The 24633-nt window shown below is 54.8% G+C and carries 29 protein-coding genes, 1 tRNA gene, 2 pseudogenes and 2 riboswitches; all 32 genes and pseudogenes read right to left on the reverse strand.

The genetic code is table 11. The features are described from left to right. Positions 1 to 191: pseudogene (locus J2Z49_RS12210) on the reverse strand (UPF0236 family transposase-like protein); the annotation flags it as partial. Between the two features lie 37 nt (positions 192 to 228). Then, positions 229 to 642: pseudogene (locus J2Z49_RS12215) on the reverse strand (class I SAM-dependent methyltransferase); the annotation flags it as partial. Between the two features lie 410 nt (positions 643 to 1052). Then, positions 1053 to 1235, reverse strand: coding sequence for a hypothetical protein (locus J2Z49_RS12220; protein ID WP_307403230.1), 183 nt, complete (start codon positions 1233 to 1235; stop codon positions 1053 to 1055). Positions 1236 to 1356: 121 nt separating this feature from the next. Further along, on the reverse strand, positions 1357 to 1788 hold the full coding sequence (locus J2Z49_RS12225; RefSeq protein ID WP_307403231.1) for a DUF3368 domain-containing protein: 432 nt from the start codon (positions 1786 to 1788) through the stop codon (positions 1357 to 1359). Beyond that, a complete protein-coding gene (locus tag J2Z49_RS12230) occupies positions 1772 to 2107 on the reverse strand; it encodes a UPF0175 family protein (protein WP_307403232.1) in 336 nt (111 codons plus the stop codon). The genes J2Z49_RS12225 and J2Z49_RS12230 overlap by 17 nt, the downstream gene beginning before the upstream one ends. Before the next feature lie 326 nt (positions 2108 to 2433). Next, a tRNA-Arg gene (locus J2Z49_RS12235) sits at positions 2434 to 2511 on the reverse strand. 90 nt (positions 2512 to 2601) lie between these two features. After that, entirely contained in the window at positions 2602 to 3549 is a 948-nt protein-coding gene (locus J2Z49_RS12240; protein ID WP_307403233.1) for an L-lactate dehydrogenase, read from the reverse strand. A 110-nt stretch (positions 3550 to 3659) separates the two neighbouring features. After that, a complete protein-coding gene (locus J2Z49_RS12245) occupies positions 3660 to 4583 on the reverse strand; it encodes an energy-coupling factor ABC transporter ATP-binding protein (protein WP_307403234.1) in 924 nt (307 codons plus the stop codon). Then, positions 4580 to 5362: a cobalt ECF transporter T component CbiQ gene (gene cbiQ, locus J2Z49_RS12250; RefSeq protein ID WP_307403235.1), complete on the reverse strand. Its 783-nt coding sequence runs from the start codon at positions 5360 to 5362 to the stop codon at positions 4580 to 4582. The genes J2Z49_RS12245 and cbiQ overlap by 4 nt, the downstream gene beginning before the upstream one ends. Continuing rightward, positions 5355 to 5687, reverse strand: a complete 333-nt coding sequence (locus J2Z49_RS12255; RefSeq protein WP_307403236.1) for an energy-coupling factor ABC transporter substrate-binding protein — start codon at positions 5685 to 5687, stop codon at positions 5355 to 5357. Before J2Z49_RS12255 ends, cbiQ begins: the two co-directional genes overlap by 8 nt. Before the next feature lie 2 nt (positions 5688 to 5689). Further along, complete coding sequence (locus tag J2Z49_RS12260) at positions 5690 to 6436, reverse strand: energy-coupling factor ABC transporter permease (protein WP_307403237.1); 747 nt, start codon at positions 6434 to 6436, stop codon at positions 5690 to 5692. A 402-nt stretch (positions 6437 to 6838) separates the two neighbouring features. Then, positions 6839 to 7125, reverse strand: a riboswitch (cobalamin riboswitch). A 169-nt stretch (positions 7126 to 7294) separates the two neighbouring features. After that, positions 7295 to 7762 carry a DsrE/DsrF/DrsH-like family protein gene (locus tag J2Z49_RS12265; RefSeq protein WP_307403238.1) on the reverse strand — a complete coding sequence of 156 codons (468 nt, stop codon included), beginning with the start codon at positions 7760 to 7762 and terminating at the stop codon, positions 7295 to 7297. Between the two features lie 98 nt (positions 7763 to 7860). Then, positions 7861 to 8823 (reverse strand): (Fe-S)-binding protein, encoded by a 963-nt coding sequence (locus J2Z49_RS12270; protein ID WP_307403239.1) that lies wholly within the window; start codon positions 8821 to 8823, stop codon positions 7861 to 7863. A 13-nt stretch (positions 8824 to 8836) separates the two neighbouring features. Then, positions 8837 to 9139 (reverse strand): 4Fe-4S dicluster domain-containing protein, encoded by a 303-nt coding sequence (locus J2Z49_RS12275; protein WP_307403240.1) that lies wholly within the window; start codon positions 9137 to 9139, stop codon positions 8837 to 8839. Next, a complete protein-coding gene (locus J2Z49_RS12280) occupies positions 9139 to 9384 on the reverse strand; it encodes a MarR family transcriptional regulator (protein WP_307403241.1) in 246 nt (81 codons plus the stop codon). Before J2Z49_RS12280 ends, J2Z49_RS12275 begins: the two co-directional genes overlap by 1 nt. Further along, a complete protein-coding gene (locus J2Z49_RS12285; RefSeq protein ID WP_307403242.1) occupies positions 9384 to 11117 on the reverse strand; it encodes a CoB--CoM heterodisulfide reductase iron-sulfur subunit A family protein in 1734 nt (577 codons plus the stop codon). Before J2Z49_RS12285 ends, J2Z49_RS12280 begins: the two co-directional genes overlap by 1 nt. Then, positions 11114 to 13822, reverse strand: a complete 2709-nt coding sequence (locus J2Z49_RS12290) for an FAD-dependent oxidoreductase (protein ID WP_307403243.1) — start codon at positions 13820 to 13822, stop codon at positions 11114 to 11116. Before J2Z49_RS12290 ends, J2Z49_RS12285 begins: the two co-directional genes overlap by 4 nt. A gap of 3 nt (positions 13823 to 13825) precedes the next feature. After that, positions 13826 to 14254, reverse strand: coding sequence for a hydrogenase iron-sulfur subunit (locus tag J2Z49_RS12295; RefSeq protein ID WP_307403244.1), 429 nt, complete (start codon positions 14252 to 14254; stop codon positions 13826 to 13828). A 1-nt stretch (position 14255) separates the two neighbouring features. Continuing rightward, the gene (locus J2Z49_RS12300) at positions 14256 to 14510 is read right to left on the reverse strand and encodes a sulfurtransferase TusA family protein (protein WP_307403245.1); all 255 of its coding nucleotides are present in this window, start codon (positions 14508 to 14510) and stop codon (positions 14256 to 14258) included. A gap of 239 nt (positions 14511 to 14749) precedes the next feature. Next, positions 14750 to 14896 (reverse strand): hypothetical protein, encoded by a 147-nt coding sequence (locus tag J2Z49_RS12305; protein ID WP_307403246.1) that lies wholly within the window; start codon positions 14894 to 14896, stop codon positions 14750 to 14752. After that, a complete protein-coding gene (gene rimI, locus J2Z49_RS12310) occupies positions 14893 to 15372 on the reverse strand; it encodes a ribosomal protein S18-alanine N-acetyltransferase (protein WP_307403247.1) in 480 nt (159 codons plus the stop codon). Before rimI ends, J2Z49_RS12305 begins: the two co-directional genes overlap by 4 nt. Positions 15373 to 15380: 8 nt before the next feature. Further along, entirely contained in the window at positions 15381 to 16085 is a 705-nt protein-coding gene (tsaB, locus tag J2Z49_RS12315; RefSeq protein ID WP_307403248.1) for a tRNA (adenosine(37)-N6)-threonylcarbamoyltransferase complex dimerization subunit type 1 TsaB, read from the reverse strand. Then, the gene (gene tsaE / locus J2Z49_RS12320) at positions 16066 to 16548 is read right to left on the reverse strand and encodes a tRNA (adenosine(37)-N6)-threonylcarbamoyltransferase complex ATPase subunit type 1 TsaE (protein WP_307403249.1); all 483 of its coding nucleotides are present in this window, start codon (positions 16546 to 16548) and stop codon (positions 16066 to 16068) included. Before tsaE ends, tsaB begins: the two co-directional genes overlap by 20 nt. A 49-nt stretch (positions 16549 to 16597) precedes the next feature. Beyond that, positions 16598 to 17641, reverse strand: coding sequence for a thiamine-phosphate kinase (gene thiL, locus J2Z49_RS12325; protein ID WP_307403250.1), 1044 nt, complete (start codon positions 17639 to 17641; stop codon positions 16598 to 16600). Positions 17642 to 17656: 15 nt separating this feature from the next. Next, positions 17657 to 18958: a phosphomethylpyrimidine synthase ThiC gene (thiC, locus tag J2Z49_RS12330; protein ID WP_307403251.1), complete on the reverse strand. Its 1302-nt coding sequence runs from the start codon at positions 18956 to 18958 to the stop codon at positions 17657 to 17659. Continuing rightward, positions 18955 to 20070, reverse strand: coding sequence for a thiamine phosphate synthase (locus J2Z49_RS12335; protein WP_307403252.1), 1116 nt, complete (start codon positions 20068 to 20070; stop codon positions 18955 to 18957). The genes thiC and J2Z49_RS12335 overlap by 4 nt, the downstream gene beginning before the upstream one ends. 27 nt (positions 20071 to 20097) lie before the next feature. After that, positions 20098 to 20274: riboswitch (TPP riboswitch) on the reverse strand. A gap of 71 nt (positions 20275 to 20345) precedes the next feature. Then, positions 20346 to 20756, reverse strand: a complete 411-nt coding sequence (locus J2Z49_RS12340; RefSeq protein ID WP_307403253.1) for a response regulator — start codon at positions 20754 to 20756, stop codon at positions 20346 to 20348. Positions 20757 to 21058: 302 nt separating this feature from the next. Beyond that, positions 21059 to 22216 (reverse strand): amidohydrolase, encoded by a 1158-nt coding sequence (locus J2Z49_RS12345; RefSeq protein ID WP_307403254.1) that lies wholly within the window; start codon positions 22214 to 22216, stop codon positions 21059 to 21061. A gap of 6 nt (positions 22217 to 22222) precedes the next feature. Then, complete coding sequence (locus J2Z49_RS12350) at positions 22223 to 22948, reverse strand: gamma-glutamyl-gamma-aminobutyrate hydrolase family protein (RefSeq protein ID WP_307403255.1); 726 nt, start codon at positions 22946 to 22948, stop codon at positions 22223 to 22225. Between the two features lie 45 nt (positions 22949 to 22993). Next, the gene (locus J2Z49_RS12355; RefSeq protein WP_013821671.1) at positions 22994 to 23344 is read right to left on the reverse strand and encodes a type II toxin-antitoxin system PemK/MazF family toxin; all 351 of its coding nucleotides are present in this window, start codon (positions 23342 to 23344) and stop codon (positions 22994 to 22996) included. Between the two features lie 4 nt (positions 23345 to 23348). Then, positions 23349 to 23618 carry a CopG family ribbon-helix-helix protein gene (locus tag J2Z49_RS12360; RefSeq protein ID WP_307403256.1) on the reverse strand — a complete coding sequence of 90 codons (270 nt, stop codon included), beginning with the start codon at positions 23616 to 23618 and terminating at the stop codon, positions 23349 to 23351. A 106-nt stretch (positions 23619 to 23724) separates the two neighbouring features. Continuing rightward, a complete protein-coding gene (gene ilvN / locus J2Z49_RS12365; protein WP_121450485.1) occupies positions 23725 to 24228 on the reverse strand; it encodes an acetolactate synthase small subunit in 504 nt (167 codons plus the stop codon). Positions 24229 to 24633: the final 405 nt, after the last annotated feature.

Raw genomic sequence — 24633 nt, forward strand, 5'->3', positions numbered from 1 at the left:
GGCCAGCCCAGTAGCTCATCTAAAAAGAAGCTGGTTTCCCCGGTTTTTTTGTTTTTGTACAGGCGCCTTTTGTAGAGAAATTCCCCAAAGGTGCTGATGGCTGTTTTATCCCGAAACCCGACCACCTTCCAGGTGCTCCGGTCACGTTCATTCATCAGGTGGGTATGTATAAAAAGTAGCGCGGGAACGAAGAAGAAACTCCTTTAATCTTTAAAACGGATAGTACAATTATGCAAAACGCCTTTTCCGCATCAGGCAAACCCAGGCTCTGGGCGGGTTTGGGTGGTTAGATCCAAAATGGCTTGAAACGAGCGAAAGGATTTCGAAGTAGGGCTCCACAGAGTTAACAATATCTCTGGCAGTCCTCTGTGGTGGACCTGGACCATCACGTCGTTCATCGGCGTTGCCAATAATACTCAGCCACAGGCCATCTTCTTCTAAATGGACAGCTACATTTTCAGCAAAGCTCTTCCGTTCTTCATCCGAATTTAATGAATGAAAACAACCCCTATCAAATGCAAAGCCAAATGGCGCCCCTTCAATCTTGTTTGTAAGGAAGTCAATCACAATAAAAGTACATTTGACATCAGCTTTTGAAGCTTTCTCTATAGCTCTTTGTATTGCAATTTCGGATTTGCCCACCCTTGAGGGCGGGCTGAAGCGACAGGGAGACCTTGACCCGGGAGTTCCACCCGGTGCGCCTACGGAACGATTATCCGTTCCCGTACTCCAGGCGCCTTCGTGGCTACATTATAACATATCAGCGGGAAGAAAATGGAGAGGATTATACACCGAAATCAACAAAATTGGCTAACTTTTGTTATTAATAAAGAGGGTACGTGCTATGGATACCTTTTTCAAGTTCATAGAAGTCTTTGCACCCATCAATTAATTTAACCAGGCCGGTGACGAAAAAAAGGACTGCACCCACTATTTGGCGAATATTTAGCATGAGACCTCACACTCCTTTAGCTTGACTTTTGGTGTTTTTTTGGGGCGAGGTCTCATTTCTTTTTCAGGGAGCTGATCCCCTTCTGGTGCCTACTGAAATTTTACAAGGCCCTCCGGGTTGCCGGTATCAACCCGTTTTCGCCCGCCTTTGGAACAGTTCCGGGATCGTAGTGGGCGATCACCATCATGGCCCCATCCCACACCCCGCGGCAGTACGGGTCGTCCCTGTAGTGTCGCAGGCGGGACTTGAGTTCGGCGACAATCTCTTCCATGTCTTTCCCCATCCGCCACGTCACCCTTCCCTTGAAGAAAAGAAAGGCCGGGTTTTCGTAACCCGACCTTTAATCTTTCTGAATTAACTCAACTGCTTTCTTGATAACCGCTTCCGAAAGGCGGAAGTTTGTTTTAATTAAGGACTCCACGGCGTCGATTGCTTCCTGTTTCGTTAAGATTCCTTCTTTTGTGGGCCCGCACCAATAGGCCTAGGGTTCCCGCCACCTCGACACCGGCACTCAATGCAACTTTGCGTGCCTTTTTGTCGTCGGTAAGGATCGCCTTCGCACCGGTTTCTTCAGCAAGAACAATGCACTCACATTCACCCCTGCCTCTTAAATCCCCCTGGAGAAGACGCACCATTTTCTGGTTATTGATGCTTTTAACTTGCAACCAGCCCAAATTTACCGCTTCAGTTATTTCCCTGCTCCCGTGAAGGCCCTTTAGCGCCTCCTGGTACACGGCTTCCGGAATAATAGCCGAACCCCAGAGTCTTCCCAAAAGCCATAGAAGCCCGATCCGACCCAGGGCGATTAAAACGGTAGTGTCACTCACCACTACCATATCTTAATCTCCCCAGGGTCTCCAGGTCGTTTGCCAGGTCTTGTTCGTCGTAGTCCAGGTTAACTCCAAAATCGGCCAGCGTTTCCAAAAAGGAAGAGTAATCCGTACCCGAAAGTTCCACTGCCTTACCCAAAGATATTTTTCTTTCCGCATAAAGGGAAACGGCCAGCCGTTTCATGATCTCCCCGGCAAGGTTGCGCCGAACGCCCAAAACATCCTGTATTTCCTCCGGTATCCGCAAAACCACTTCTCTCACCTTAACCACCCCCGGAAGTATTATACCCCGGAGAAAGGCCGCCTTTCCAGCGTTTTCGGCCACGAAAATACTCCTTTCTTCGCAGGGAGAAAAGGCCGGGGTAAAACACCCGGCCAGTGGTCTCCCACTTCTCTTCCCTAAACTCCTGCCTCTTCGGGCAGCACCAGCGGGACACTTCTCACATACAGCACATCCGGGTCCAGGTCGGCCCCGTTGTCGCCCTGCTATACCCACTACCTGCCACTGCTCAAGCAAAAACCAAACTATGTGCTGCATACTCTGCCTTTCCGGCAGCAAAAAATACGAATACTTACGGAACCGCCCCTAAGCCTTCCCGGAAGTTTAAAAACCCGCAAACCCTTGATTTTACGGGCTTGCGGGTTTTATCCTGGTGCGCCTGGCAGGAATCGAACCTGCGCAAGACCCGGCTCCGGAGGCCGGCGCTCTATCCGCTGAGCTACAGGCGCATTTAAACAGCTGCACATGTTATTATATCAAAACCACGAAAAAATGCAATAGTAAATTCTTTTACATAATATGGACCATACCGGCCCCCTTTACGGCAAATCCAACCGGGCTATAATTGATTTCAGCGTCCGGGCGGAATGATGTAAAGCTTCTTCCTCCTGGGGAGCCAGGGGCACGGCCAGCACCCGCACCCGGCCCGTCCGGTTTACAATGGAAGGGAGGCTGAGACAAACGCCAGTGATCCCGTATTCGCCATCCACCAGGCCGGATACTGTGAGGATGGAGTTTTCATCCCTTAAGATGCTTTCGCAAATTCGTTTCACCGCCAGGCCAATGGCATAACAAGTGGCCCCCTTCCGGGCGATAACCTCATAGGCCGCATCCCTCACCCGGCGGGTGATTTCATCGGGATTGAGGCAGGGAACACCGCGCCAGCAGCAGAACTCCTGCACCGGAATGCCGGCAATGTTGGCCAGGCTCCACAGGGGTACTTCCGTATCTCCGTGTTCCCCGACCACATAGGCATGAATGTTCCGGGGTTCCACCTGGCAGAATTGACTGAGCAGATAGCGGAAACGGGAGCTGTCCAGGACCGTGCCGGAACCGATTACCCGGTTGGGAGGCAGGTTGGTCAAACGCAACGCCGCGTAGGTAAGGATATCCACCGGATTGGTCACCATCAGGAGTACACCGTCCCCCTCCATAGGCATGAGGCGGGGTAGAGTATCCTTCAGGATGGCAAAATTACGCTGTACCAGGTCCAGGCGCGTTTCGCCGGGCTTCTGGTTGACCCCGGCGCAAAAGATGATGATATCGGCATCGCGGCAGTCCTCATATTCGCCGGCGTAAATGCGAATGGGTTTGATGAACGAAGCACCGTGGGCCAGGTCCATGGCCTCCCCCTCGGCCCGCTCCCGGTTGCTATCCACCAGCACCAGTTCGCTGACCAGGCCGCTCATCATCACCGCGTAGGCGGTGGCGGACCCGACCGCACCAACTCCCACCACTGCTATTTTGCGCTTATCATTTACAGGCATCCGCTTCCCCTCCCCCCTTATTCTCCCCCCTTCCAGAAAAAAATTATCCCCAATATCTTCTGGGGAGCATTTACTTCATCCACTCATAGCCGGTATCGCCAGGGACTATCTTATTTTCTCCCCACACTGCATGATGCACATTCCGGGCGCATTTTTTCCCGGGGAAAAACATGTACTAAAGCCGGTCTTCCTGAACCGGAAGCCCTTTGAATACAGTCAAAAAGCTGTTCTTTCGTGCGGGGCAAGGGTAAACCCTCAGGAAGCCATCCCCTGCGGCTCAGTTGCTCATGGATCTCCACCAGCCAGGGACGGGTTAAATCACTCTGTTTCAAAAGCCGCTCATCGCGAAAAACCTCTTCGGGCAAACCTTCCCCCACCACGGTGCCGCGGCTCATCACAAACACATAATCGGCCCAGGAATAGGCCAGGTCCACATCGTGGGTGGCCAGGATAACGGTAGTACCCTGCTGGTTGATGCGGTCAAATAGTTCCATTACCTGGGCAGTATGTACGGGGTCCAGCCCGGCGGTAGGTTCATCGCAGATCAGCACACTGGGCTCCATGGCCAGAACACCGGCCAGGCAGACCCTTTTTTTCTGGCCGTAGCTTAAAAGGTGGGTGGGCCTGTCCCTGAGGTCGGCAATTTCCGTGGCCGCCATGGCGTTTTCCACGCGGCGGGCCACCTCCTCCTCGGGCAGCCCCAAATTTAAAGGGCCAAAAGAAATTTCCTGGACCACGCTGGCCGAGAAAAGCTGGGTATCTGGGTCCTGAAAAACAATGCCCACATTTTTACGCAACTGCATCAGCGAACGGTGATCGTACCGCACTTCCCGGCCAGCAAACAACACCCGGCCCCGCCCCGGGCGCAGGATGCCGTTAAAGTGAAGGAAAATGGTGGTCTTCCCGGCCCCATTGGAACCCAGCACCGCCACCTTCCTTCCTTTTTCAATGGCCATAGTGGCTCCCCGCAGGGCGGTCGTACCATCGGAATAGACAAAATGAATATCACGGGCTTCCAGAATAAATTCCTTCAAACAGGCCACCTCCAGCTCACCAGAACCAGAACCAGCAGGATAAAATCTACAAGGGCAATAAGGGCCAGATTTTTCCTGGATACCGGGCGGGGGTCTTCCCACATCCTTATCTCTCCCGTATAACCCCTGGCCAAAAGGGCGGTGAAAAGGGCCTGGGAGCGGTAACATGACTTGACAAAAAGGTTGGATACCAGTTGAGCCAGGGAACGATAGGACGCCTCCAGACTGGCATAGCCACAGCGTGAGGTCTGGGAAATGTACATTCTACCGGCTGTTTCCATGATTACGAAGATAAAACGGTAGACCAGGCCCATCAATTCAATTAATAAGGCAGGCACCTTTAACCGGCGCAGGACAGAAATGATCTCCACCATGGGGGTGGTTAGAGATAAAAAGTAAAGGCAGGATACGGCCCCCAGAGATTTGGTAAAGAGCAGGCCGGCATGATAAAGGCCCGGTATGGTTACACCCAGGGTGATCCCCCAGATAACGAGCCCGTACACAGCCGGGTCGGGTTCCCGGGAGATGGTCAGGGTGATGGCCAGCAACCCGGCCACCAGAAAACCCAGGGGCAGCAGCAAAAGTTTGAAGTAAAAGCGGGCCGGTATGCGGGCACCCAGGATTATGGCCGCCGCCGTCAGACCGGTGATCAGGGCAGGTACCAGTATGCTTGAAGCCGCCAGGCAGATGCCCATGGTAAGCATGGCAAAGGCAAATTTTTCTCCGGGATGAACATGGCGCAGGCTGCTGGTATATGCATACTGGTCAATTTTAAACACCAGTATCTCTCTCCTCTAACAACTCCCCGGTTTGCTTTTGCTTGACGTGGTTCCCTCTCCATCCGCGGTAGAATCCTATGAAATAGCCGATAAATCCGGCACCCAGCGCTGCCTGCAGGGCAAAGAGCAAGCTTTCGATTTCTCCGCTGGGTGGCTCCCACACGGATTCAAACCACGGCTGGTAATCTGGGTGTAATTCTCCAATGATTTTCTCTGCCTGGCCATCGGCACCCCCAAATTCAGCATTTTTATTCACCACCAGGGGAAAGACAGCCAGCACCAGGACAATGAAAATCAAAAACAGGTTTTTCACACCAGTTCTCATCCTTATACCTCCCGGGATAATACTCGTAATTGTTCCAGTTCACGGCGGTTGTGAGCAACCAGGAAGTTAAAAACAATGATGGTGAGAATCCCCTCGCTGATGGCCAGCGGCACCTGGGTTATCGCAAAGATACCCATGAACTTAACCATGGCTGCTACCACCCCGCCATGGGAAGCGGGAAAGGCCAGAGCCAATTGTATGGATGTGGTAACATAGGTTAACAGATCTCCTAAAAAGGCAGCCACAAATACCGAAAGCCACCGGGGCATGGCCAGCCTCTGGCCCAACCGGAAAAGAACATAGGCCGCCAGGGGGCCCACCACCGCCATGGAAAAGGTGTTGGCCCCCAGCGTGGTTAAACCACCGTGAGCCAGCAGGACTGCCTGAAAGAGCAATACGATGCAGCCCAATACGCTCATAGCCCATGGTCCGAAAAGTATGGCCCCCAGCCCGACGCCGGTGGGATGAGAACAACTGCCGGTAACAGAAGGAAGTTTCAAAGCCGAAAGGACAAAGGCAAAGGCACCAGCCAGCCCCAGGAGCATTTTCACACCTGGGTCAACCTTTACGGCTTTTTGAATGGACAGGATACCTGCAACAAGAAAGGGTAAGGTCAAAACATACCAGAAAAGGCACCACTTTAAGGGAAGAAACCCCTCCATTATGTGCATGGCCCAGGCATTTTGCTGGGGAAAGAACAGGAAAAGAAGAAAGAGAATGGATAAAAGGACCCACGTATTCTTCCTCATAAAAATACCTCCCTTAAGAAATAGGGTCACCCGGCAAACGGCCCGCCCAACCAGTACAAAGAAAACCCCCCGACCCGGTGCCGGGGGGTAATGTAACCGTGTGAACACAAAAAGGACATGCTCCACCGCTCCCCCGGTACAGATAATGAGGAGTGGAATAGGCATGTCCTCTGCTGCCCTCAGGTCATAGCCCCCTCAAGTCACCCAGAGCTTCCTTAAAAAAGTTGAAGGGGCTCCCCGGACAGTGGACCACATCACCCTTTAAGCTTTATCCCTCGGGATAAAGCACCTATTCCTGCAATCTGGCATTTTTAAAAAACTAACAACCCCTGCGTGTCCGGGTGCAGGGGTAAAAGCGTCCATACTCTAACATCTTTCACCTCCCCATGGACCGTAGGTACAAACGGTGAAAAGGAACGGGCAGGTTTCCTGGCTCATGGATCACTGCCCCACCACGCCTTCCCAACCCAGCATTCACCAGCGACATCGGTTAAACCATACTGTTACATTTTCCCTGCTGAACAAGCGTGTCATTGGATATAGCCGCTCATCCTCATCAGTGAGTGCTGGGCCAGTGGCTTTGTGTGGCGGGCTCCCCATTCACAGTGGCGGCACCGCGTCAGATTTTCACTGACTTCCCTCTATCCTTGCCTTTTGCGGCAGGGAGCACCCGTTCACTTTATTCAATTGCCTAAATTATAACACAACAGGTATACGCTGTCCAGAATTTTTCCCGCCCACAAACTGCCAAAACTTCAGTCTCAGAACCCCTTCGCAAAATTGCCGGTAAAAACGGCATTGCCTCCCCGCGCCCCAAAATATGGAAGACCTGGCCTTTTAGCGCAGGTCCTCCAAAGGCTAAATAAAGAGGTTTACATTGGCCTCGTCGGCTTCGGCCAGGTAGGTGGCCACCCCGGCAAACTCCAGGCCGTCGATGAGTTCTTCTTTCCTTATGCCCATCACGTCCATGGACATGGTACAGGCAATCATTCTTATACCCTGCTCCCTGGCTAACCGGATAAGTTCCGGAAGGGGGGTAACATTTTGCTGCTTCATTACGATCTTCATCATTTTTGCACCCAGGCCGCCGAAATTCATCTTCGATATCCCCAGCTTGCCGGCACCCCTGGGCATCATCCAGCCGAACAGCGCCTGCAAAAAACTCTTCTTTACCTTAACCTTCTCCGGCCTTCTCAGGACGTTTAATCCCCAGAAGGTGAAAAACATGGTCACCTCGTCACCCATGGCAGCAGCTCCATTGGCAATGATAAAGGCGGCCATAACCCGGTCAAGATCACCGCTGAAGACGATGATGGTCTTTTTCATGTGCCTGCACCCCCGTGCCTTATTTTAGTTAACCGGCAAGTTGAGGACAAAAGATGTGGAACCGGTGTTTTTCTTCCAGCATAAAGAGGACCTTCATCCTATCCCCCGCAGTAGGCCTGTACCAGGTAGCTGGATATATCCTCCACCTGTATTTCTCCACCGGCTGCTTTTTGCAAATTCACCAGGCAGATCGGGCACATGGTCACCGCCCTGAAAGAAACCTTCTTGATTTGATCCACCCTTTTTTTAGCATTTTCTTTTGCCTTCCTGGGGAACAGAGATTCGGCAGGCCCGCCGCAGCAGAAGGTGAACTTTCCGGAATCCACAGGTTCCCTTAAGTCAATGCCCGCTTTATCCAGCAAAGTTCTCTGCTCCTGCAGCACGTTCTCCTGCCTGGCATATAAACATGAGTCGTGGACGACCGCTTCCAGGCGGAGCTCCTTTCGGGGCTTCAGGTCCCGCTCCACCAGCACTTCCAGGTAGCTTTTTACCTGCAGGTCATATCCTTTGATCAGGTTAGGGTACACGGAACGAAGCATATGGGTGGTGTGGGGGTCAACGGTGATGACCTTTTTGACCCGGTATTTTTTAAAAACATCCATTACTCTACGGGCGTGGGCCTCCAGGACATCGTCCACTCCCAGGTCATAAACAAGCGCCCCCGAGTACAGGTCTTCTTCGTACAAATAACCGAACTCAACTCCCGCCCGCCTTAAAAGCCGTGCGATATTGACCAGTATTCTGCCGCAGGACTCCTGCATGTTTCTGGACGGTACGGCCAGAAGACCCGCTACATTGATAAACCTGTTGATGACCCTTCCTACCTTTACAAAGTCAGCGATCCATGAATCCTCAATCTTTTCCTGGACCTTATTCAACGCCTCGATGTAGGGAATGAGCTGATACATCCTGCCGGTATAAAGGATGGTTTCCCCACCCCTGGTCAGCCCCAGACCCCTGGCCCATGCGCTTGCACTTTTATCCGGAACGGGCAGCACGGATTTTCTAATCCGCAGGTTATCCGCCAGAATGCCCACGGTATCGCCAATCGGTAACGGCATATTACCATTCTCCTTAAATTTTGAAAACTTTCTTATTCATGTAGCAGCGGAGAAAACGCACATTTTCCGCTATATGCACCTGTGCCGGGCAATTAACTTCGCACAGCCTGCACAAAAGGCAGGAATAAATGGTCTCTACATTTTCCAGCACCCTGTCCTTCACGCCCAATAACACGTAGCGGAACAGTTTCCGGGGGAGGAGTTCAATGCCCATGGGGCATACCGCACTGCATACCCCGCAGTTCATACAGGCAGAGGCATCAAACCGGCCAGACCTTTTAACCTCCTCAACAAAGTCGGGATTTACCAGTGCCATCAGCTCTCCTCCTTGATTACCGCCCTGTACTTGTAATAGCCCTCGTCGGTTAACTCGTCCTCACATAAATGGCCGTATTTGCGCATGCCCATGACCCAGAACATGACTTCATGGCAAGGATAACCCACTGCTTCCGCTATTTCCGGAACGGTTTTGGGACCGTCCTTCAGGACATCGAGGATCTTATCCCTCATCAGCATTTCTTCCCTGACGACTTCCCTGACGTCTCTCACCCTGCCGTTCATCAGCATATCTCCTTTACCAGAGCATCAATCATGGACTTGATCTGTGCGCCTGTATAACCCCTGAGATTGAGGGCATCCCGGGAACAGGTTGGAACGCAGCCGCCGCAGCCCTTGCAGACCGCTTCGTTTACCCGGGCCACTTCCCTGCCCCGGTATTGCTCTTGTTCAATGGCGGAGTAAGGACAGGCCTGGGCACACACCCCGCACCAGGTACACAGCTGGGGATCCACGGCGGCAATGAGCGGCTCAAGCTCAACATAGCCTTTTTTGAGGATGGAAGCGCTCTGGGCAACCGCCGCCAGGGCGGAGGCCACGCTTTCGGAAGAGTTCTTGGGACCCTGGCAGGCACCGCAGATGAACACGCCGTCCACCACCGTTTCCACCGGACGCAGTTTGGGGTGTATCTCGTTGAAAAACCCGTCCCTTCCCACGGGCAGCTTCAAGATATCCACCAGCTTCCCGTTCTTTTTGGGGACCATGCCGGTGGCCAGAACCACAACGTCGGCCCGTATTTCAAACTCTTCTCCAGAGGTCAGCAAATCCTTAACGGTCACCTTTAATTTCCCGTTCCCACCCTGTTCAACCCTGGGAGGCTCGCTTGCGTCAAACTTAAGAAAGGTGGCCCCCCGCTTTAATGCCTCCCTGTAAAGCAGCTCAAACCTGCCGTAGGTCCGCATGTCCCGGAAAAGGTGAAACTGATGAATTTCGGGGTTCTTTTCAAAAGCCAGATTGGCAGCATGAACCGTCGCATTACAGCAGTAACGGGAGCAATAACGATTGGCGTTTTCCATATCCGTACCCTGCCTGCTTCCGACGCAGTAAATGTAGACCACGTCCTTTATTTCCCTGCCGTTGTAAACCAGCCTGCCGCCGGAATTGTCCAGGAGCTCCTGGAATGCGGCAAGGGTCATTACGCCCTCCAGCCCGTAACCGTACTCACCTTCCCGCGGTTGATAAGGATCAAAACCCGTGGCCACAATGATTGCTCCCACCCGCACACCAATATCGCTTTCCGCAGGCTCTTTTATTCTTATCCTTACGTGGAAGTCCCCCATGCTTCCCGATTTTTCCACCACCTCGGCATTGGTGAAAAGAGTAATGCTTTCTCTCTTTTTAACCTCGTCAAGCAACTGATCAATTAACTCCCGGCCCTTCTTCCCGTGGGGGTACATCTTTCCAAACCGGGCAACCCATCCGCCCACAACCGGAGCCCGCTCCACCAGGTAAACACAGATGCCGATGTCCGCCAGCCCAATGGCCGCCCGCAGGCCCGCTATCCCCGCGCCAATAATCAATACCCCGGGTACCGTGTCAATTTTAACGGGTTGAAGCGGCTCGGTTAAATTGGTCCTGGCAATCCCCGCCCTTACCAGCCTGATGGCCTTTTCGGTGGCTCCTTCCCTGTCACCGGTATGGGCCCAGGAGCACTGCTCCCTGATATTAACCTGGGTATACTGGTACGGGTTAAGCCCCGCCCTTCTGGCCACGTCCCTGAAGGTGTAAAGGTGCAGTTTCGGGGAACAGGACGCCACCACCAGGCCGTCCAAGTTTTGCTCCTTAATATCCTGAATTATTTCCTGCTGGGCGGCATCGGAACAGGTGAACACGGCCGTCCTGGCCACCACGACTCCCGGCTCGTCACAAACGGCCTTGACCACTCTGTCTACATCCACGTAATCGGAAATGTTCCCGCCACAATGGCAGATGTACACGCCTATTCTCCGGTCGCTCATTTTGTCACCCTTATCCTTTCCACATAGGCTGCCGCCTGAGCTGCAGCCGCCCCGGCGTGCAATATGGAGTCGGGTATGTCCCTGGCACCGGAAGCAGCCCCGGCCACGAAGACCCCATCAATACTTGTTTTGCCCGGGTTCAGGTCCTCATCCACTTCCCTGACGAAAAGGTACTCATCTAATTCCAGTTTCTCGCCTGCAAACAGATTTTGTACCCGGGGATTGGGGAGAAGTCCTACGGATAGAACCACCAGGTCGTGTTCCGCCCGGGCCAGCTTCCCGCCGTTATCAATGTCTTCATAGTAAAGAATGAGATTGCCGTCTTCCTTTTCCTCGATCCTGGCAATTCTCCCCTTTACAAAACTGGCGCCCATGGCCCTTGCCTGGTCGTAAAACTCCTCATACCCTTTGCCGAAGGCCCGTACATCGATGTAATAAACCGTCACGTCCGCAAGAGGTAGCGCACCCATGATGAGCTGATTTTGCTTGACCGAATACATGCAGCACACCCTGGAACACAGGGGGTTGTTTACGGACTGGTCCCTTGACCCGGTACAGAGGACAAAAGCTATGCTCTCGGGAACCTTGCCGTCGGATGGTCTCAACACACCGTTGTATGGCCTGGTGGGAGCCAGCAACCGGTCCATCTGCATGCCGGTAATGACGTTTTTAAATTTCCCGTATCCGTATTGCGGCTTTTGATGGGCGGGGAAAAGTTGAAACCCGGTGGCTATGATCACGGCATTGACCTGAAACTCCTTTTTCTCCTCCTTCATAGACAGGTCAACGGCATTGGCCGGACAGGTGGCCACACACTGACGGCATTCGGAGCATATCCCGCAGTCAAGGCATCTCCCGGCACTGTACCGCGCCTGTTCTTCAGTCAGGGGAAGTTCCGTTTCCGAAAAATCGCCGGGTTTCTCCCGCAGGATTTCGCCACTCTCCACCGGGAGAAGGGTCCGGTAGCTTTGCTGCCTGGCCATAACCTTTTCCTTATTCACAACCGGCGTCCTGTAATCAAAATCTGCCCCTTTGAGCTCTTCCCCTTTTAAATAGCGGTCGATGAAGAAAGCCGCCCGTCTACCCTGGGCGACGGCGTTGACAATCATGGAGGGCCCGGTGACCACGTCTCCCCCGGCAAAGACATAAGGCACCGTGGTCTGCAAGGTTTCCGGGTCAACACTGATGGTATGGTTATCGTTAATTTGCAAAAGCTTTTGAAAAGCTTTTGTCTCGGGCTCAAGGCCGACGGCAGTTATGACCATGTCGGCCGCAATTCTGTATTCGGAACCTTCAACCGGTTTCGACTTTCTCCTCCCGCCGGCATCCGGTTCACCCAGCTCCATCTTCATACTTTCAACTGCGGTTAGTATTCCATCCCGGCCGATAAACTTTTTGGGCACGCTTAAGTATTGAAATTCTACTCCTTCCCGTTCAGCCGCCGTAATTTCCCGGTCATGGGCGGGCATCTCGGCCCTGCTTCGCCGGTACTGCACGATCACCCTTTTAGCGCCCAGCCTCACGGCCACCCTGGCCGCATCTATGGCCACATTGCCGCCGCCCACCACGACAACCGTCCTGTCCTTGAGGGAGATCTTCCGGTCCAGGTTCACCTGCTGCAGGAAATCCAGGGCGCTGACCACACCGTCCAGGTCTTCGCCCTCAACTCCCATCTTTTTAGCGCCCGGCGTACCGGTGGCCACGAATATGGCGTCAAAGCCGCTATTTTTCAGCTCCTCCAGGTCTTCCACCTTCACCCCTGTTTTGATCTCCACCCCCAGGGCCGTTACATTTTTGATATCCCTGTCCACCACGTGTTTGGGGAGCCTGAAGGAAGGTATGGCCGTGCGCAGCATGCCGCCGGGCTGCGCCCGGGCTTCAAAAATGGTCACCCGGTAGCCTTTCCTGGCCAGGAAGAAGGCGGCGGTAAGGCCGGCCGGCCCCGCTCCCACAACGGCGACCTTTTTGTCCTTAAGTTCATCTGGAGGGCTGGACGCGGGCTCGGAGTGCTCCCGGTAATAGCGGTCGGCAATAAAACGTTTAATTCTCCTGATGGGCAGGGGCCCCTCAAGGCCGCCCCTGGTACACTCGCCTTCGCAGGGTGCATAGCAGGCCCTGCCCAGGCTGCCCACCAGGGGCGTGCTTTCCAGTACCAGGTCAAAGGCTTCCCGGTATTTCCCACCCCTGACCAGGGCGATGTAACCATGGGCTTTTATGCCCGCCGGGCAGGTGAAGGAACAGGGGGATGTACCTTCCCGCTCAATAACGGCCTTTTTCGGAACGGCCTGGGGGAAGGGGATATAAGCGGCCCTCCTGGCCACCATATCGAAGTTGAATTGATCCGGAACCGCTACGTTACAGTTCATTTCACACTGCCGGCAGCCGGTGCACAGGGTGTGGTTAATAAAGGTGGGCTTTTGGCGGACCTTCACGTTAAACCTGCCGTTTGGGAGCCTCCTGATCTCCTCCACTTCGGAATAAATCATTACCTCAATATTGGGGTGATGCACTGTGGCGGCCATTTTGGGCGTGGAGATGCAACTGGCACAATCAAGGGTTGGGAATACCTTGCTCAACAGAATCATTTTACCGCCAACACTGGCTTCCTTTTCCACCAGCAGGACCTTGTATCCCATGTCCCCCAGTTTGAGGGCTGACTCCATACCCCCAATCCCGCTGCCGATCACGAGAACATCGTAGCTCATGCTTTATCCCTTCCTGGCGGGTCCGAGCTTCTTCAAAGACTCGGAAAATTCTTTCATATGGCTGGTGAACGGCCCGGCGCAGACCGAGCAAATGGCCGACATTCTCACCCGTTGGGGCTCATACCCTTTCCGGCCGAGAAGCTCCTGTGCCTTTTGCACGATATCAGACGTCCTTTCCGCACAGTCCGGAAGATAGGCGCATTCTTCCCCGTCGGCGGCCAAAAAAACTCCGTCAAAACCTTTTTCCACCGCGTATAAAATCCACTCGGGCTTGATGCCGCTGGTGCAGGGCATGCTGATGACCATAACCGAAGGCGGGTAGTGCATGTGGGAACTGCCGGCGAGGTCGATGCCCGGGTCGGAAATGTTGTTTGTGGAAAAGACGAGGATCTTCGGGGAAAAATCTTTGCCTGTGTTAGCCTGCCCGGGCATATTACTTCATCCTCTTTACGTAGAGCTTCCAGTAACCGGCTTCTTCAAGCACACCGAGAAACTCGTGTCCCATTTTCTTGGCCCAGGCCGGAATATCTTTTTGGGATCCGGAGTCAGTGGCCAGAATCTCCATAATTTCTCCCACCTTAACATCCGCTATGGCCTTTTTTGCCGCCATAATCGGTCCGGGGCAGGAAACCCCCCTTGCGTCCACAACTTTGCTGGCCTTAATGTTTTTCAGCTCCCCAGTGGTCATAAAACCTCCGCCTCCTTAAATTTGGGATGAGATTTTCATACGTGCATCCTTTCTACCCATACCAGTATATGAAAGTACCAATACCAGTAGGGGTATTAATTGAGTATAAATTAACACCTTTTTAACACGGTTGTCAAGACTTATCTTTTCACAAATGTTACCGGTCTTACAGACGCTTTTCAGGCCATTTTGTTCCAACGGGTTAACCACGGGTTGACCACCCGCTGCTGTCAGCAACCTCACCCCCCGCCCCCGGCCAGTAAAAATGCGGCCAGACCGGCAACCACCAGCCCAATGGTCCAGCCCGCGGGTAAATTGGCCAGCAACCCCACCATGGCCACCCCGAGGCCGGCCAGACGGATCAGCAAGCGCACATTACGGTTCATCCAGTACCACCTCCTTTAAAGCCGTCAAGGGGGTCCTTCCACATGATCACGGCGTCCTCGTTGGTGTCGGTGTAATATCCCCGGCGCCGGCCCCGTTCCACGAAACCCAGGGATGTATAAAGGTGCCGGGCCACGTGGTTGGAAGTGCGCACCTCAAGGGTCATACGGCTGGCTCCCAGCGTGACCGCCCGGCGCATGAGTTCCTGCATCAGTTTCCGTCCGATATGGCGCCGGCGGTACTGGGGATGCACGGCCACATTGGTCACGTGGGCCTCATCCAGAACCAGCCACATCCCGGCATAGCCGACCACCTTTTGACCCGCCAGAACAACGATGTATACGGCAAACTCGTTTTGCAACAATTCATATGTAAAGGCATGGCGGGACCATGGAGTGGTAAAAGATGCCTGCTCAATGGCCAGTACCTCATCCAGATGATCGCAGGACATTTCGGCAAAAGTCAGTTCCATAGGCATGCACCGGCTTACCCTTTTTGTTTTTGGAGCCATTTCACTTCCGCTTCGGATAACCGGATGTAGTTGGGCAACAGTTCAAGGGGATCCTTTCCTTCCCCGGCCATCAGCAGCCGGTAACCCAGCTCGGCCACCGGGGCACCCCGGGGCCAGCGGGCACTACCCGGGGCAAAGAAAACTCTCTTGCCCAGTTGTTTTTTAAAGAATTCGCCGTAAATGGGCACCCCGTCGCCCGACAGGGTAACCGGGAGTTCCAGGGGTTCAAGACGCCGCACCAGTTCCCCGGGCCGGACCGCCATAGGGCCTTCCAGGCGTTCCAGTTTCCCCTCGACCGTTCGATATACCGCCGCATAGACCTCATCTTTCCGGGCGTTAAGAATAGGGCAAATTAACCCGCCCTGGCCGGTTAAAGGATACGCCAGGGCGTCCAGGGTGCTGATACCCACAATGGGTAATTCCCATACCTGGGCCAGGGTTTTGGCCGTAGCCATGCCGATGCGCAGGCCGGTAAAAGAACCGGGCCCCGATGAAACGGCGATGCCGCCCAGATCCTCCCGGGTAACCCGGGCGTCTTCCAGCACGGCTTTAATCATGGGCAGGAGGTTCACCGAGTGGGTGCGCAGGTTGTTAACCATCCGCTCGGCCAGCACCCTTTCCCCCTGGACCACGGCCACTGCAGCCACCGGCGTGGCGGCCTCAATACCCAGCACGAACAAGGGCGCTCAGCTCCTCTACCAGTTCTTCATAGCGCTTTCCCCGGGGGGTTAAAAGAATTTCCCGTAATTCCGGCTCCCCTGGGAATCCCTTAAGGTAAATGTCCAGCCGTTCGGAAGGCAAAACCTCTTCAACCCGCCCGGCCCACTCCACCAGGGTCACGCCCGCACCATAGAAGTATTCTTCATAGCCCAGGTCGGCCATATCCCCGGGCCCGTCCAAACGGTAGACATCCATATGGTAGAGGGGCAGCCGGCCGGAGTATTCGTTAATTAAAGTAAAAGTGGGGCTGGTCACCGGCCCGGTGATCCCCAGGCCCCGGGCGATGCCCCGGGCCAGCACCGTCTTCCCTGCACCCAGATCACCGTGCAGGCACAGGACATCCCCGGGAAGTAAGACGGAGGCCAAAAGGCGGCCAAATTCTTCAGTTTCCCCGGCAGAACGGGTTCGCCATACCAAAGCCATGAAACCACCTTTTTCATATTCTACCATGCAAAAAAGAAGCCTGCCAGTATTATAACCGATGGGCAGGCCGGGGCAAAACTCTTTGTGAAGAGGCAAAGTGATCATAGCCGCGGGCCTCCAGGGGGATGCAACGGCCGCCGGCCAGTTCCAAAACCATTCCCTTTTCCGCCGGGATAATCTCACCAATGCACCGGCATTCCTCGCCGGCCGCGGCAAGCCTTTCCTCCACACCCCTGGCTTTACCGGGTGGAACGGTAAAGACCAGCTCAAAATCCTCCCCCCCGGAAAAGGCCCAATCCAGGGGATTGTGATTGGCCATGGCGGCCACCGTCCTTACCCGGTAATCCACGGGAATATCCCCCGCCCGCACCCGGCAGCCCACACCGCTGGCCCGGCAGATTTCCCGCAGCTCTGCGGCCAGGCCATCGCTGACGTCATCCATGGCCGTAACCCCGGCGCTGGATAAAATCCGCCCGGCCCGCAATCTCGCCCGGGGCTCCAGGTGAGCCCGCTTAAGGAAAGCTGCCATCCCGGGGTCAATAGTTAAATCCGGGTGCTGGCACAGGTACAGCCCGGCTGCGGATTTACCCAGACTGCCAGTTACGTAGATCAAGTCCCCCACCCTGGCCCCGCTGCGGTAGACCGCCCGGCCTTTTTCCACGAACCCCAGCAGGGCCAGGTTTATTACCAGCCGCTCCGGGCTCATCACCGTGTCTCCACCCACGATATTGAGGCCATATTCCCCGGCAGCCCGCCTGATACCCTGGTACAGTTCTTCTACTTCCTCCACAGACAGGCGGGTAGGCAGGCCCAGGGAAACCACGCCGTGGGCGGGCCAGCCGCCCATGGCCGCAATATCGCTCACATTAACCGCCACAGTCTTGATGCCTACCTGGGCGGGGGTAGCATAATCCAGCGAAAAGTGGACCCCTTCCACCAGCATGTCGGTGGTAAACAACAGCCACCAGGGGCCTTCCAGGTTTAAAACCGCCGCGTCATCCCCTATGCCCTGCACCACCTCTCCCGGCCGGTTGATCAAATCCCGGGACAAACGGTCTATGAGGCCGAACTCGCCCAGATCGCTGAGCTTCAAGACTCTACCATCCCCTTAGCACTCTTCCACCCTTTCCGCGCCCAGGTACCTGGCCACAATCTCCATGGCACAGAAGTCGCCGCACATGGTGCAGGCTCTGGTTCCGGCGGGATTGCGCTTCTCACGATATGCCCGGGCTTTTTCCGGGTCAATGGCCAGATTAATCTGGGCCTCCCAGTCCAGGGCCTTGCGGGCCCGGGCCATAGCCAGGTCCCATTCCCGGGCTCCCGGCACACCCTTGACCAGGTCCGCCGCGTGGGCGGCAATGCGGGACGCCACCACCCCTTCCTTTACATCATCTATGGTGGGCAGTCCCAGGTGTTCAGAAGGGGTTACATAACATAAGAAGTCCGCCCCGGCCATGGCGGCCACCGCTCCCCCAATGGCGGCGGTAATGTGATCGTAGCCGGGGGCAACGTCGGTAACCAGCGGGCCCAGGACGTAAAAGGGGGCCCCGTTGCACAATGTCTTTTGCACCTGCACATTGGCGGCCACCTGGTCCAGGGGAACATGCCCTGGCCCTTCCACCATGGCCTGCACCCCCGCGGCCCGCGCCCGGTCCACCAGTTCGCCCAGTACAATTAACTCCTGGATCTGGGCCCGGTCGGTGGCATCGGCCAGGCATCCCGGCCGCAGGCCGTCCCCCAGGCTCAAGGTGACGTCGTAACGCAGGCATATTTCCAGCAGCCGGTCAAACTGTTCATAAAGGGGATTCTCCCGGCCGTTGTGCAGCATCCACCCGGCCAGGAAAGAACCGCCCCGGCTGACAATATCGGTAACGCGCCCCTGCCTTTGCAGGCGCCCAATGATTTCCATGGTGACCCCGCAGTGCACGGTCATGAAGTCCACCCCATCGGCGGCCTGCTTTTCAATCACGGCAAAAAGGTCGTCGGCCGTCATCTTCACAATACTACCCCGTTTTTCCCTGGCTTCCACTGCCGCCTGGTAAATGGGCACGGTACCCACCGGTACGGAACTCCTGGCAATAATCGCCCGGCGGCAGCCGTCCAGGTCTCCTCCGGTAGAAAGGTCCATCACCGCATCGGCCCCGGCCTTTAAGGCGGTTTCCAGTTTGACTAATTCGTCCTCGATACTGGCAAAAGCGGTGGATGTGCCCAGGTTGGCATTGATTTTGGTCCGCAATCCCTCTCCGATGCCACAGGGATCCAGGCCGACGTGGTTTTTATTGGCCGGAATAACCACCGTACCGGCAGCTACTTTCCTTAAAATTTCTTCCACCGGCACTCTTTCTCTGTCAGCTACCCGGCGCATGGCCGCCGTTACTTCCCCTGCCCGGGCTGCTAAAAGTTGAGTCATGGCAAATACCTCCTTGCTTTTTCGATCCGGGAACGCAGTTCGCGGGCAGCGCCGGATACATCTTCTGCCGCCACCACTGCCGTGATCACTGCCACCCCGTCAGCCCCGGCAGCAATCACCTCTTCTACGTTGTATGCCTTGATGCCCCCAATGGCCACTTTGGGTATGCTTACCACCGACGCCACCTGCCGCACCAGGTCTACACCCACCGGGGCCTGGACATCATCCTTGGTATGGGTTTCAAAGACGGGACCTACACCGATATAGTCGGCGCCCTGCCGCTGGGCCTCCAGGGCCTGCTCCACACTGTGGGTGGAGATGCCGATAATTTTGCCGGGGCCGAGAATGCGCCGGGCCATGCCGATGGGCAGATCATCCTGGCCTAAATGCACACCGTCAGCCTCCACTGCCAGGGCTACATCTACCCGGTCGTTGACAATAAAGGTTACCCCCTTCTCCCGGGTCAGGCGGCGCAGTTGGTGTCCGGCGTCAATCAGCTGGCGGGCCGTAAAGGCCTTTTCCCGCAACTGCAAAACCGTTGCTCCCCCGGCAATGGCTGCCCGGGCCACTTCCACCACCGGCCGGCCCCGGCTGAACTTATCCCCCGTAATTACGTAGAGGCTGTAATCAACTCTGCAGCCTCCCGGTTTACAAGAAGGAGCTTCACCCGCGTCCAGCTGCACCAGGCGGCTCACCATTTCCCTTTCCACCAGATAAGCGGCATAGCGGATCTCCTTAAAGGGAGCGGTTACCGGCAAAAGACGGGCATACTCCTCCAGCACCCGGGCAGCTTCCTGCACCCGTTTAAAGTTAGCCATAACCAGTTGTAGAAGATTGGTTATTTCCTCTCCCGTGGCCGGGGGAGCAGGGGCGGCCACGTCACCCTCCACATCCCGGGACTGCACCAGAACCGTCCCCCGCCCGGGAAAACTTTCCTGCAATATACCCAGGCGGTGCCGTATATCCCTTATGCGCATGGTCATCCCGGCATCGTCAAGAACAAAACGGGCCACTTCTTCCACCACCCGCAGCCCTTCCCGGGCGCGGTTAAAATTGGCATCCAGGACCCGGTAAAGATCTCCCATGGAACCACCCCCATAAAAAATACCCATCCACCTGATAAGGAGATGGGTATAGTACGCTGCCGGCCACCCATTTCCCTACGCTGGTATGATCCAGATCAGGTTCAAAGGGTAAAGCGAAAAAACGCTTTTCTCAGCCCGGCACCGCGTCACGCAAACAAGAGAACCATGGCTCGTCATGCCAGCTTAAAACCAGCTGTGACTTACCAGTACCGGGCACCCCCATGGGTATAAAACCTTTTCACTTGTATATTTGTATATTGTATAACTGTTCGTCAACAAAAAAATTTTTCCTGCTTTAAATTTTAAATTACGTAACTTTCACCCCAAAAACAGTTCTGTCTTCGATTCCAGGTCAAATCCTGGATCAATGCCTTAACCTTTTCAATGTCAAAGGGTTTGGCCATGCAGCATAGGGCTCCGTTTTTCAGGGCCTGCTCCCTGGTCTGTTCGGAAATGTAGGCGGTCATGATGATAACAATGGTATCCGGGGCAATCCTTCTAATGCGCTTCAGGGCTTCCAGGCCGTCCATTAAAGGCATCCTCACATCCATAAAAATGATCTGCGGGTGAATCTGGCGCACCTTCTCAATGGCCACCAGCCCGTTCTCCGCGGTATGCACCCGGTGACCGAATTCCCTGACAAGTATCTCCAGCAGGTAACGCACCCCGGGTTGGTCATCAACTATTAAAACATCAAGAGTCTCCCTTCTCACACATTGCACCTCCGACATATTGTGACATGAATTTACATCGAAGTTTAATCTTTCCGTTTCTGTTGACTTACATGTTCGACACCAATTCACTTAATCCTGCCAGGTTATCCGTAAATTCCATTGAAAAATATTTAATTTCACCGATATAATTTAATATTTTAATAATTCTGTCAACTATCTCAAAAAACCCGACTTTAGTGATATAGTTCATCATTTCTTCATCAATTTTCTCTCATTTCGTAACCAAGCATATTTTCATTATTTTACTTCTTTTAGGCAGCACATTAACTGCTAATATAATTTCAAGACCTGTGAACCAGCCGCCCATCAATATACGTTTTAATCACCCGGGTGCGGGGATCAAAGGGATGGCCGTTTAACACGATCATATCGGCATCCTTACCCGGCTCCAGGCTACCCAACCGGTTTTCCAGGCCCAGTATCCTGGCCGCATCCAGGGTAATGGCCCGCAGGGCCCTTTCCTCCGGCAGCCCGCCCCGGACGGCCAGGGCGGCGGACAGGGCCAGATACTGAATGGGGACCACCGGGTGATCGGTCATGATGGCAAAAGTAACACCCGCCTCGGCCAGGGCCCGGGGAGTTTGCAGGGAAATCCCTTTCAGCTCTACCTTGGCCCGGTTGGTAATCATCGGCCCCACCACGGCCATCACCCCATGGGCCGCCAGCTCCTGCGCCACCAGGTAGCCTTCGGTGCAATGCTCCACTACCAGCAAAAGATTGAATTCCCGGGCAATGCGCAGGGCGGTCATAATGTCATCGGCCCGGTGAGCATGCACTCTTAATGGAATTTCCCGCCGCAACACCCGTACCAGCGACTCCATTTTTAGATCCCGGTCGGGACGTTCACCCCGCCCGGCCGCCGCCGCTTCCAGTTTGCGCTGGTATTCCTGGGCTTTAGCCAGCGCCTCCCTTAAGAGGGCCGCCGAAGCCATACGGGTGGCAGGCATTTTTTTCTCGCGCCCGTAAGTGCGCTTGGGATTCTCACCAAGGGCGGCTTTTAAGCCCACCGGGGACCGAAGCGCCATCCGGTCGACCACCTGGCCGGCGGTTTTGAGGGCCACCATCTCCCCACCGATGATATTGGCGCTGCCGGGACCGGTGGCCACGGTGGTCACTCCCCCGGCTCGGGCATCTTCAAAGCCCAAATCTGCAGGGTAGACGGCATCGATGGCCCGCAGGTGAGGGGTAACCGGATCGGTATATTCATTGGTATCATCCCCCTCCTCCCGGTAAATCTCCTCGGCCACGCCCACATGGCAGTGGGCATCGATAAACCCGGGCATTACCACGCAGCCGGTAGCATCGTCCACCTCAACCCCTGCCGGAACCCCGTTTAAAGGGCCTACGGCGACAATTTTACCCCGCTCTACAAGCACCATGCCCGGTTCATATACTTGTCCGGTCATGGTAATCACTTTTCCACCGGTTATGGCCAGCATATTTGCTCATCTCCCCTTCTGCCCTTTGTACTCCCGGCCGGCGTCCACCAGGGCCGCAAAGATACCTAAAAAGCGCCCGTCCCGCTCCCACATGGTTTCGGGATGCCACTGCACCCCCAGGGCAAAACCCCGGGCGGTGCTTTCTATGGCTTCGATAATACCATCCACGGACCGGGCAGAAACAATAAAACCCGGAGCAGGCCGCCGTACCGCCTGGTGGTGAAAGCTGTTCACCCGCACAACCCCTGCACCAAATATAGCGGCCAGGCGGGTGTTTTCCTCCACCATAATCCCGTGGGTGGCGCACCAGCGGGGAGCCCGCTGGTGGTGCTTTAAACAACCCGGAACCTGAGTAGCAATATCCTGATAAATATCGCCCCCGGCGGCAATATTCAATACCTGGGCCCCCCTGCAAATACCCAGGACGGGCAGGCCCAAAGATAACGCCCGGCGGGCCAGGCTCAGCTCAAAGTCGTCCCGCTCCGGGCTTATTTCTCCACAACCCGGCAGGGGTTCTTCCCCGAAATGGACGGGATCCACATCACCGCCCCCGGAGAGAATTAACCCGTCTAAAAGCTCCGGCCATGTATTCAAACCGGCTTCCCTTCCGGTGTACGGCAGCAATAACGGTAACCCGCCGGCGGCTTCCACCGCCCCGGTATAAAAGCGACTTAAAAAAAAGCGCATTTTTTCCTCATCCCAGGCGCAGGTAATGCCAATTACCGGCAGCATTAAAGCACCCCCGCTCAAAAAGAAAAAGCACCTGCTGCAGGCGCTCTAGATGTCCACCAGGCCCAGGCTGATTTCCACGGCATGGTTCACCTTTAGCATAGTTTCGCGGCTTAAGGAGGTGACTTTTTCCATCAGGCGGCTCTTGTCAATGGTGCGAATCTGTTCCAGCAGGATGACCGAATCCTTCTCCAGCCCACCCGGACTTGCAGGCATTTCCACATGGGTGGGAAGTTTGGCCTTGGCAATTTGAGAAGTAATGGCTGCCACAATGGTGGTGGGGCTGTACTGGTTGCCGATATCATTTTGAAGGATTAACACGGGGCGGGTACCACCCTGCTCCGAACCCACCACCGGGCTAAGGTCGGCATAAAAGATGTCGCCACGGCGGACCTGCATTAATTTATTTTACCTCCGCCTTCTCATATTGTCTCACCGTTTTTGCATCCAGCCGGTAGTGTTCAGCGGCTAATTCCCGGTTGATTTTGGCCATTTCCTGATACCCCTTTTTCATCTGCTCCCGTAGTTGCCGGCGCTTGCGTTCGGCAATGTAGAAGCGCATGGCCTCCCGGATCAGTTCGCTCCTGTTTAGTCTTTCTGCAGCCACAATCCCGTCTACCTCGGCCAGGAGATTGTCGGGGAGGCTAATCATAATTCTCTTCACCTGAGCCACCAGGCTTCTCACCTCCCTAAATTCGACGGCAAAACTACCACTTATAACATAATTATATACACCTGGGCGCGGGTTATGTCAATACCTGGTTGAAAAGGGGTATTATTTACTGCTCCTGATAATACTTGGCTGCTCCCGGACCACGGCACAGGGCAATTTTACCCGTACGCACCATTTCAACAATGCCATGATCTTCCAGCACCGCGCACAGGGCGTTGATCTTTTCCTCATCGCCCGTCAGTTCAATAACCATTGTTTCCCGGTTGACGTCCACAATGTTCGCCCGGAAGATTTCGACAATATCGACAATGTCGGAGCGGCGGGCCGCATCAGCCTTCACCTTGATCAGGGCCAGCTCCCGCTCAATGGATTCACTGCTGTGCAATTCCTGAATCTTGATCACGTCCACCAGCTTGGACAGTTGTTTAACTACTTGATCCAGTTCCCGGTCGTCCCCGTTAACCACAATGGTAATGCGGGTGATGTCCGGCTCCTCGGTGTAACCGGCGGCAATACTTTCTATATTGAATACCCTCCTGCTCAACAGGCCGGAAATCCGGGCCAGCACCCCCGGCTTGTTCAGCACCAGCACCGCCAAGGTATGTTTCACGCCTATCCCCCCGTTTTCCTGGAATATATTTATTTTAACATAAAACCCATACTGTTGAATACCGGATTAACGTATGGACGGTGCACGGGGATAACACCTGACAGGCCTTTTTCCTCCCGCAATAATCCAGGTAAATATTCAGTGAACCCAGTTGGATGCGGCCCAGCACTCACCCAAATATGACTTTGCTCCCGGTGTTTCAGGTTTAATTGACACATCCGGTTTTGGGAAGAGCCAGTGCCACGGTGAGTGCTGGGTCCCCGCTCACTCCAGTGCTTCGCGTAAGATGCGCGCCGCATCCTCGTCATAACGGTTTTACTGAATATTTACTAATCCAGACCGGGGAACTTTTGCAGTACTTGTGGCTGAAAAAAAAGCAACGCTTCCCGACAAACGGCGTGAGAA

The organism is Desulfofundulus luciae, assembly GCF_030813795.1.
GTDB classification, from domain to species: domain Bacteria; phylum Bacillota; class Desulfotomaculia; order Desulfotomaculales; family Desulfovirgulaceae; genus Desulfofundulus; species Desulfofundulus luciae.

Bases quoted from the DNA above. Each gene is read 5' to 3' on its own strand.
- J2Z49_RS12300 (WP_307403245.1), bottom strand. From the start codon at position 14,510: ATGACCACTGGGGAGCTGAAAAACATTAAGGCCAGCAAAGTTGTGGAC.
- J2Z49_RS12225 (WP_307403231.1), bottom strand. From the start codon at position 1,788: ATGGTAGTGGTGAGTGACACTACCGTTTTAATCGCCCTGGGTCGGATC.
- J2Z49_RS12255 (WP_307403236.1), bottom strand. From the start codon at position 5,687: ATGAGAACTGGTGTGAAAAACCTGTTTTTGATTTTCATTGTCCTGGTG.
- J2Z49_RS12345 (WP_307403254.1), bottom strand. From the start codon at position 22,216: ATGCTGGCCATAACCGGTGGAAAAGTGATTACCATGACCGGACAAGTA.
- J2Z49_RS12305 (WP_307403246.1), bottom strand. From the start codon at position 14,896: ATGAACCGTAATGTGCGCTTGCTGATCCGTCTGGCCGGCCTCGGGGTG.
- J2Z49_RS12220 (WP_307403230.1), bottom strand. From the start codon at position 1,235: ATGGGGAAAGACATGGAAGAGATTGTCGCCGAACTCAAGTCCCGCCTG.
- J2Z49_RS12335 (WP_307403252.1), bottom strand. From the start codon at position 20,070: ATGGGTATTTTTTATGGGGGTGGTTCCATGGGAGATCTTTACCGGGTC.
- J2Z49_RS12270 (WP_307403239.1), bottom strand. From the start codon at position 8,823: ATGCCGTTACCGATTGGCGATACCGTGGGCATTCTGGCGGATAACCTG.
- J2Z49_RS12260 (WP_307403237.1), bottom strand. From the start codon at position 6,436: ATGAGGAAGAATACGTGGGTCCTTTTATCCATTCTCTTTCTTCTTTTC.
- J2Z49_RS12290 (WP_307403243.1), bottom strand. From the start codon at position 13,822: ATGAGCTACGATGTTCTCGTGATCGGCAGCGGGATTGGGGGTATGGAG.
- J2Z49_RS12275 (WP_307403240.1), bottom strand. From the start codon at position 9,139: ATGGCACTGGTAAATCCCGACTTTGTTGAGGAGGTTAAAAGGTCTGGC.
- tsaE (WP_307403249.1), bottom strand. From the start codon at position 16,548: ATGGCTTTGGTATGGCGAACCCGTTCTGCCGGGGAAACTGAAGAATTT.
- J2Z49_RS12280 (WP_307403241.1), bottom strand. From the start codon at position 9,384: ATGAACGGCAGGGTGAGAGACGTCAGGGAAGTCGTCAGGGAAGAAATG.
- J2Z49_RS12350 (WP_307403255.1), bottom strand. From the start codon at position 22,948: ATGCTGCCGGTAATTGGCATTACCTGCGCCTGGGATGAGGAAAAAATG.
- J2Z49_RS12240 (WP_307403233.1), bottom strand. From the start codon at position 3,549: ATGCCTGTAAATGATAAGCGCAAAATAGCAGTGGTGGGAGTTGGTGCG.
- thiC (WP_307403251.1), bottom strand. From the start codon at position 18,958: ATGACTCAACTTTTAGCAGCCCGGGCAGGGGAAGTAACGGCGGCCATG.
- rimI (WP_307403247.1), bottom strand. From the start codon at position 15,372: ATGCCTATGGAACTGACTTTTGCCGAAATGTCCTGCGATCATCTGGAT.
- J2Z49_RS12355 (WP_013821671.1), bottom strand. From the start codon at position 23,344: ATGCAGGTCCGCCGTGGCGACATCTTTTATGCCGACCTTAGCCCGGTG.
- J2Z49_RS12295 (WP_307403244.1), bottom strand. From the start codon at position 14,254: ATGCCCGGGCAGGCTAACACAGGCAAAGATTTTTCCCCGAAGATCCTC.
- J2Z49_RS12265 (WP_307403238.1), bottom strand. From the start codon at position 7,762: ATGAAAAAGACCATCATCGTCTTCAGCGGTGATCTTGACCGGGTTATG.
- J2Z49_RS12285 (WP_307403242.1), bottom strand. From the start codon at position 11,117: ATGAGCGACCGGAGAATAGGCGTGTACATCTGCCATTGTGGCGGGAAC.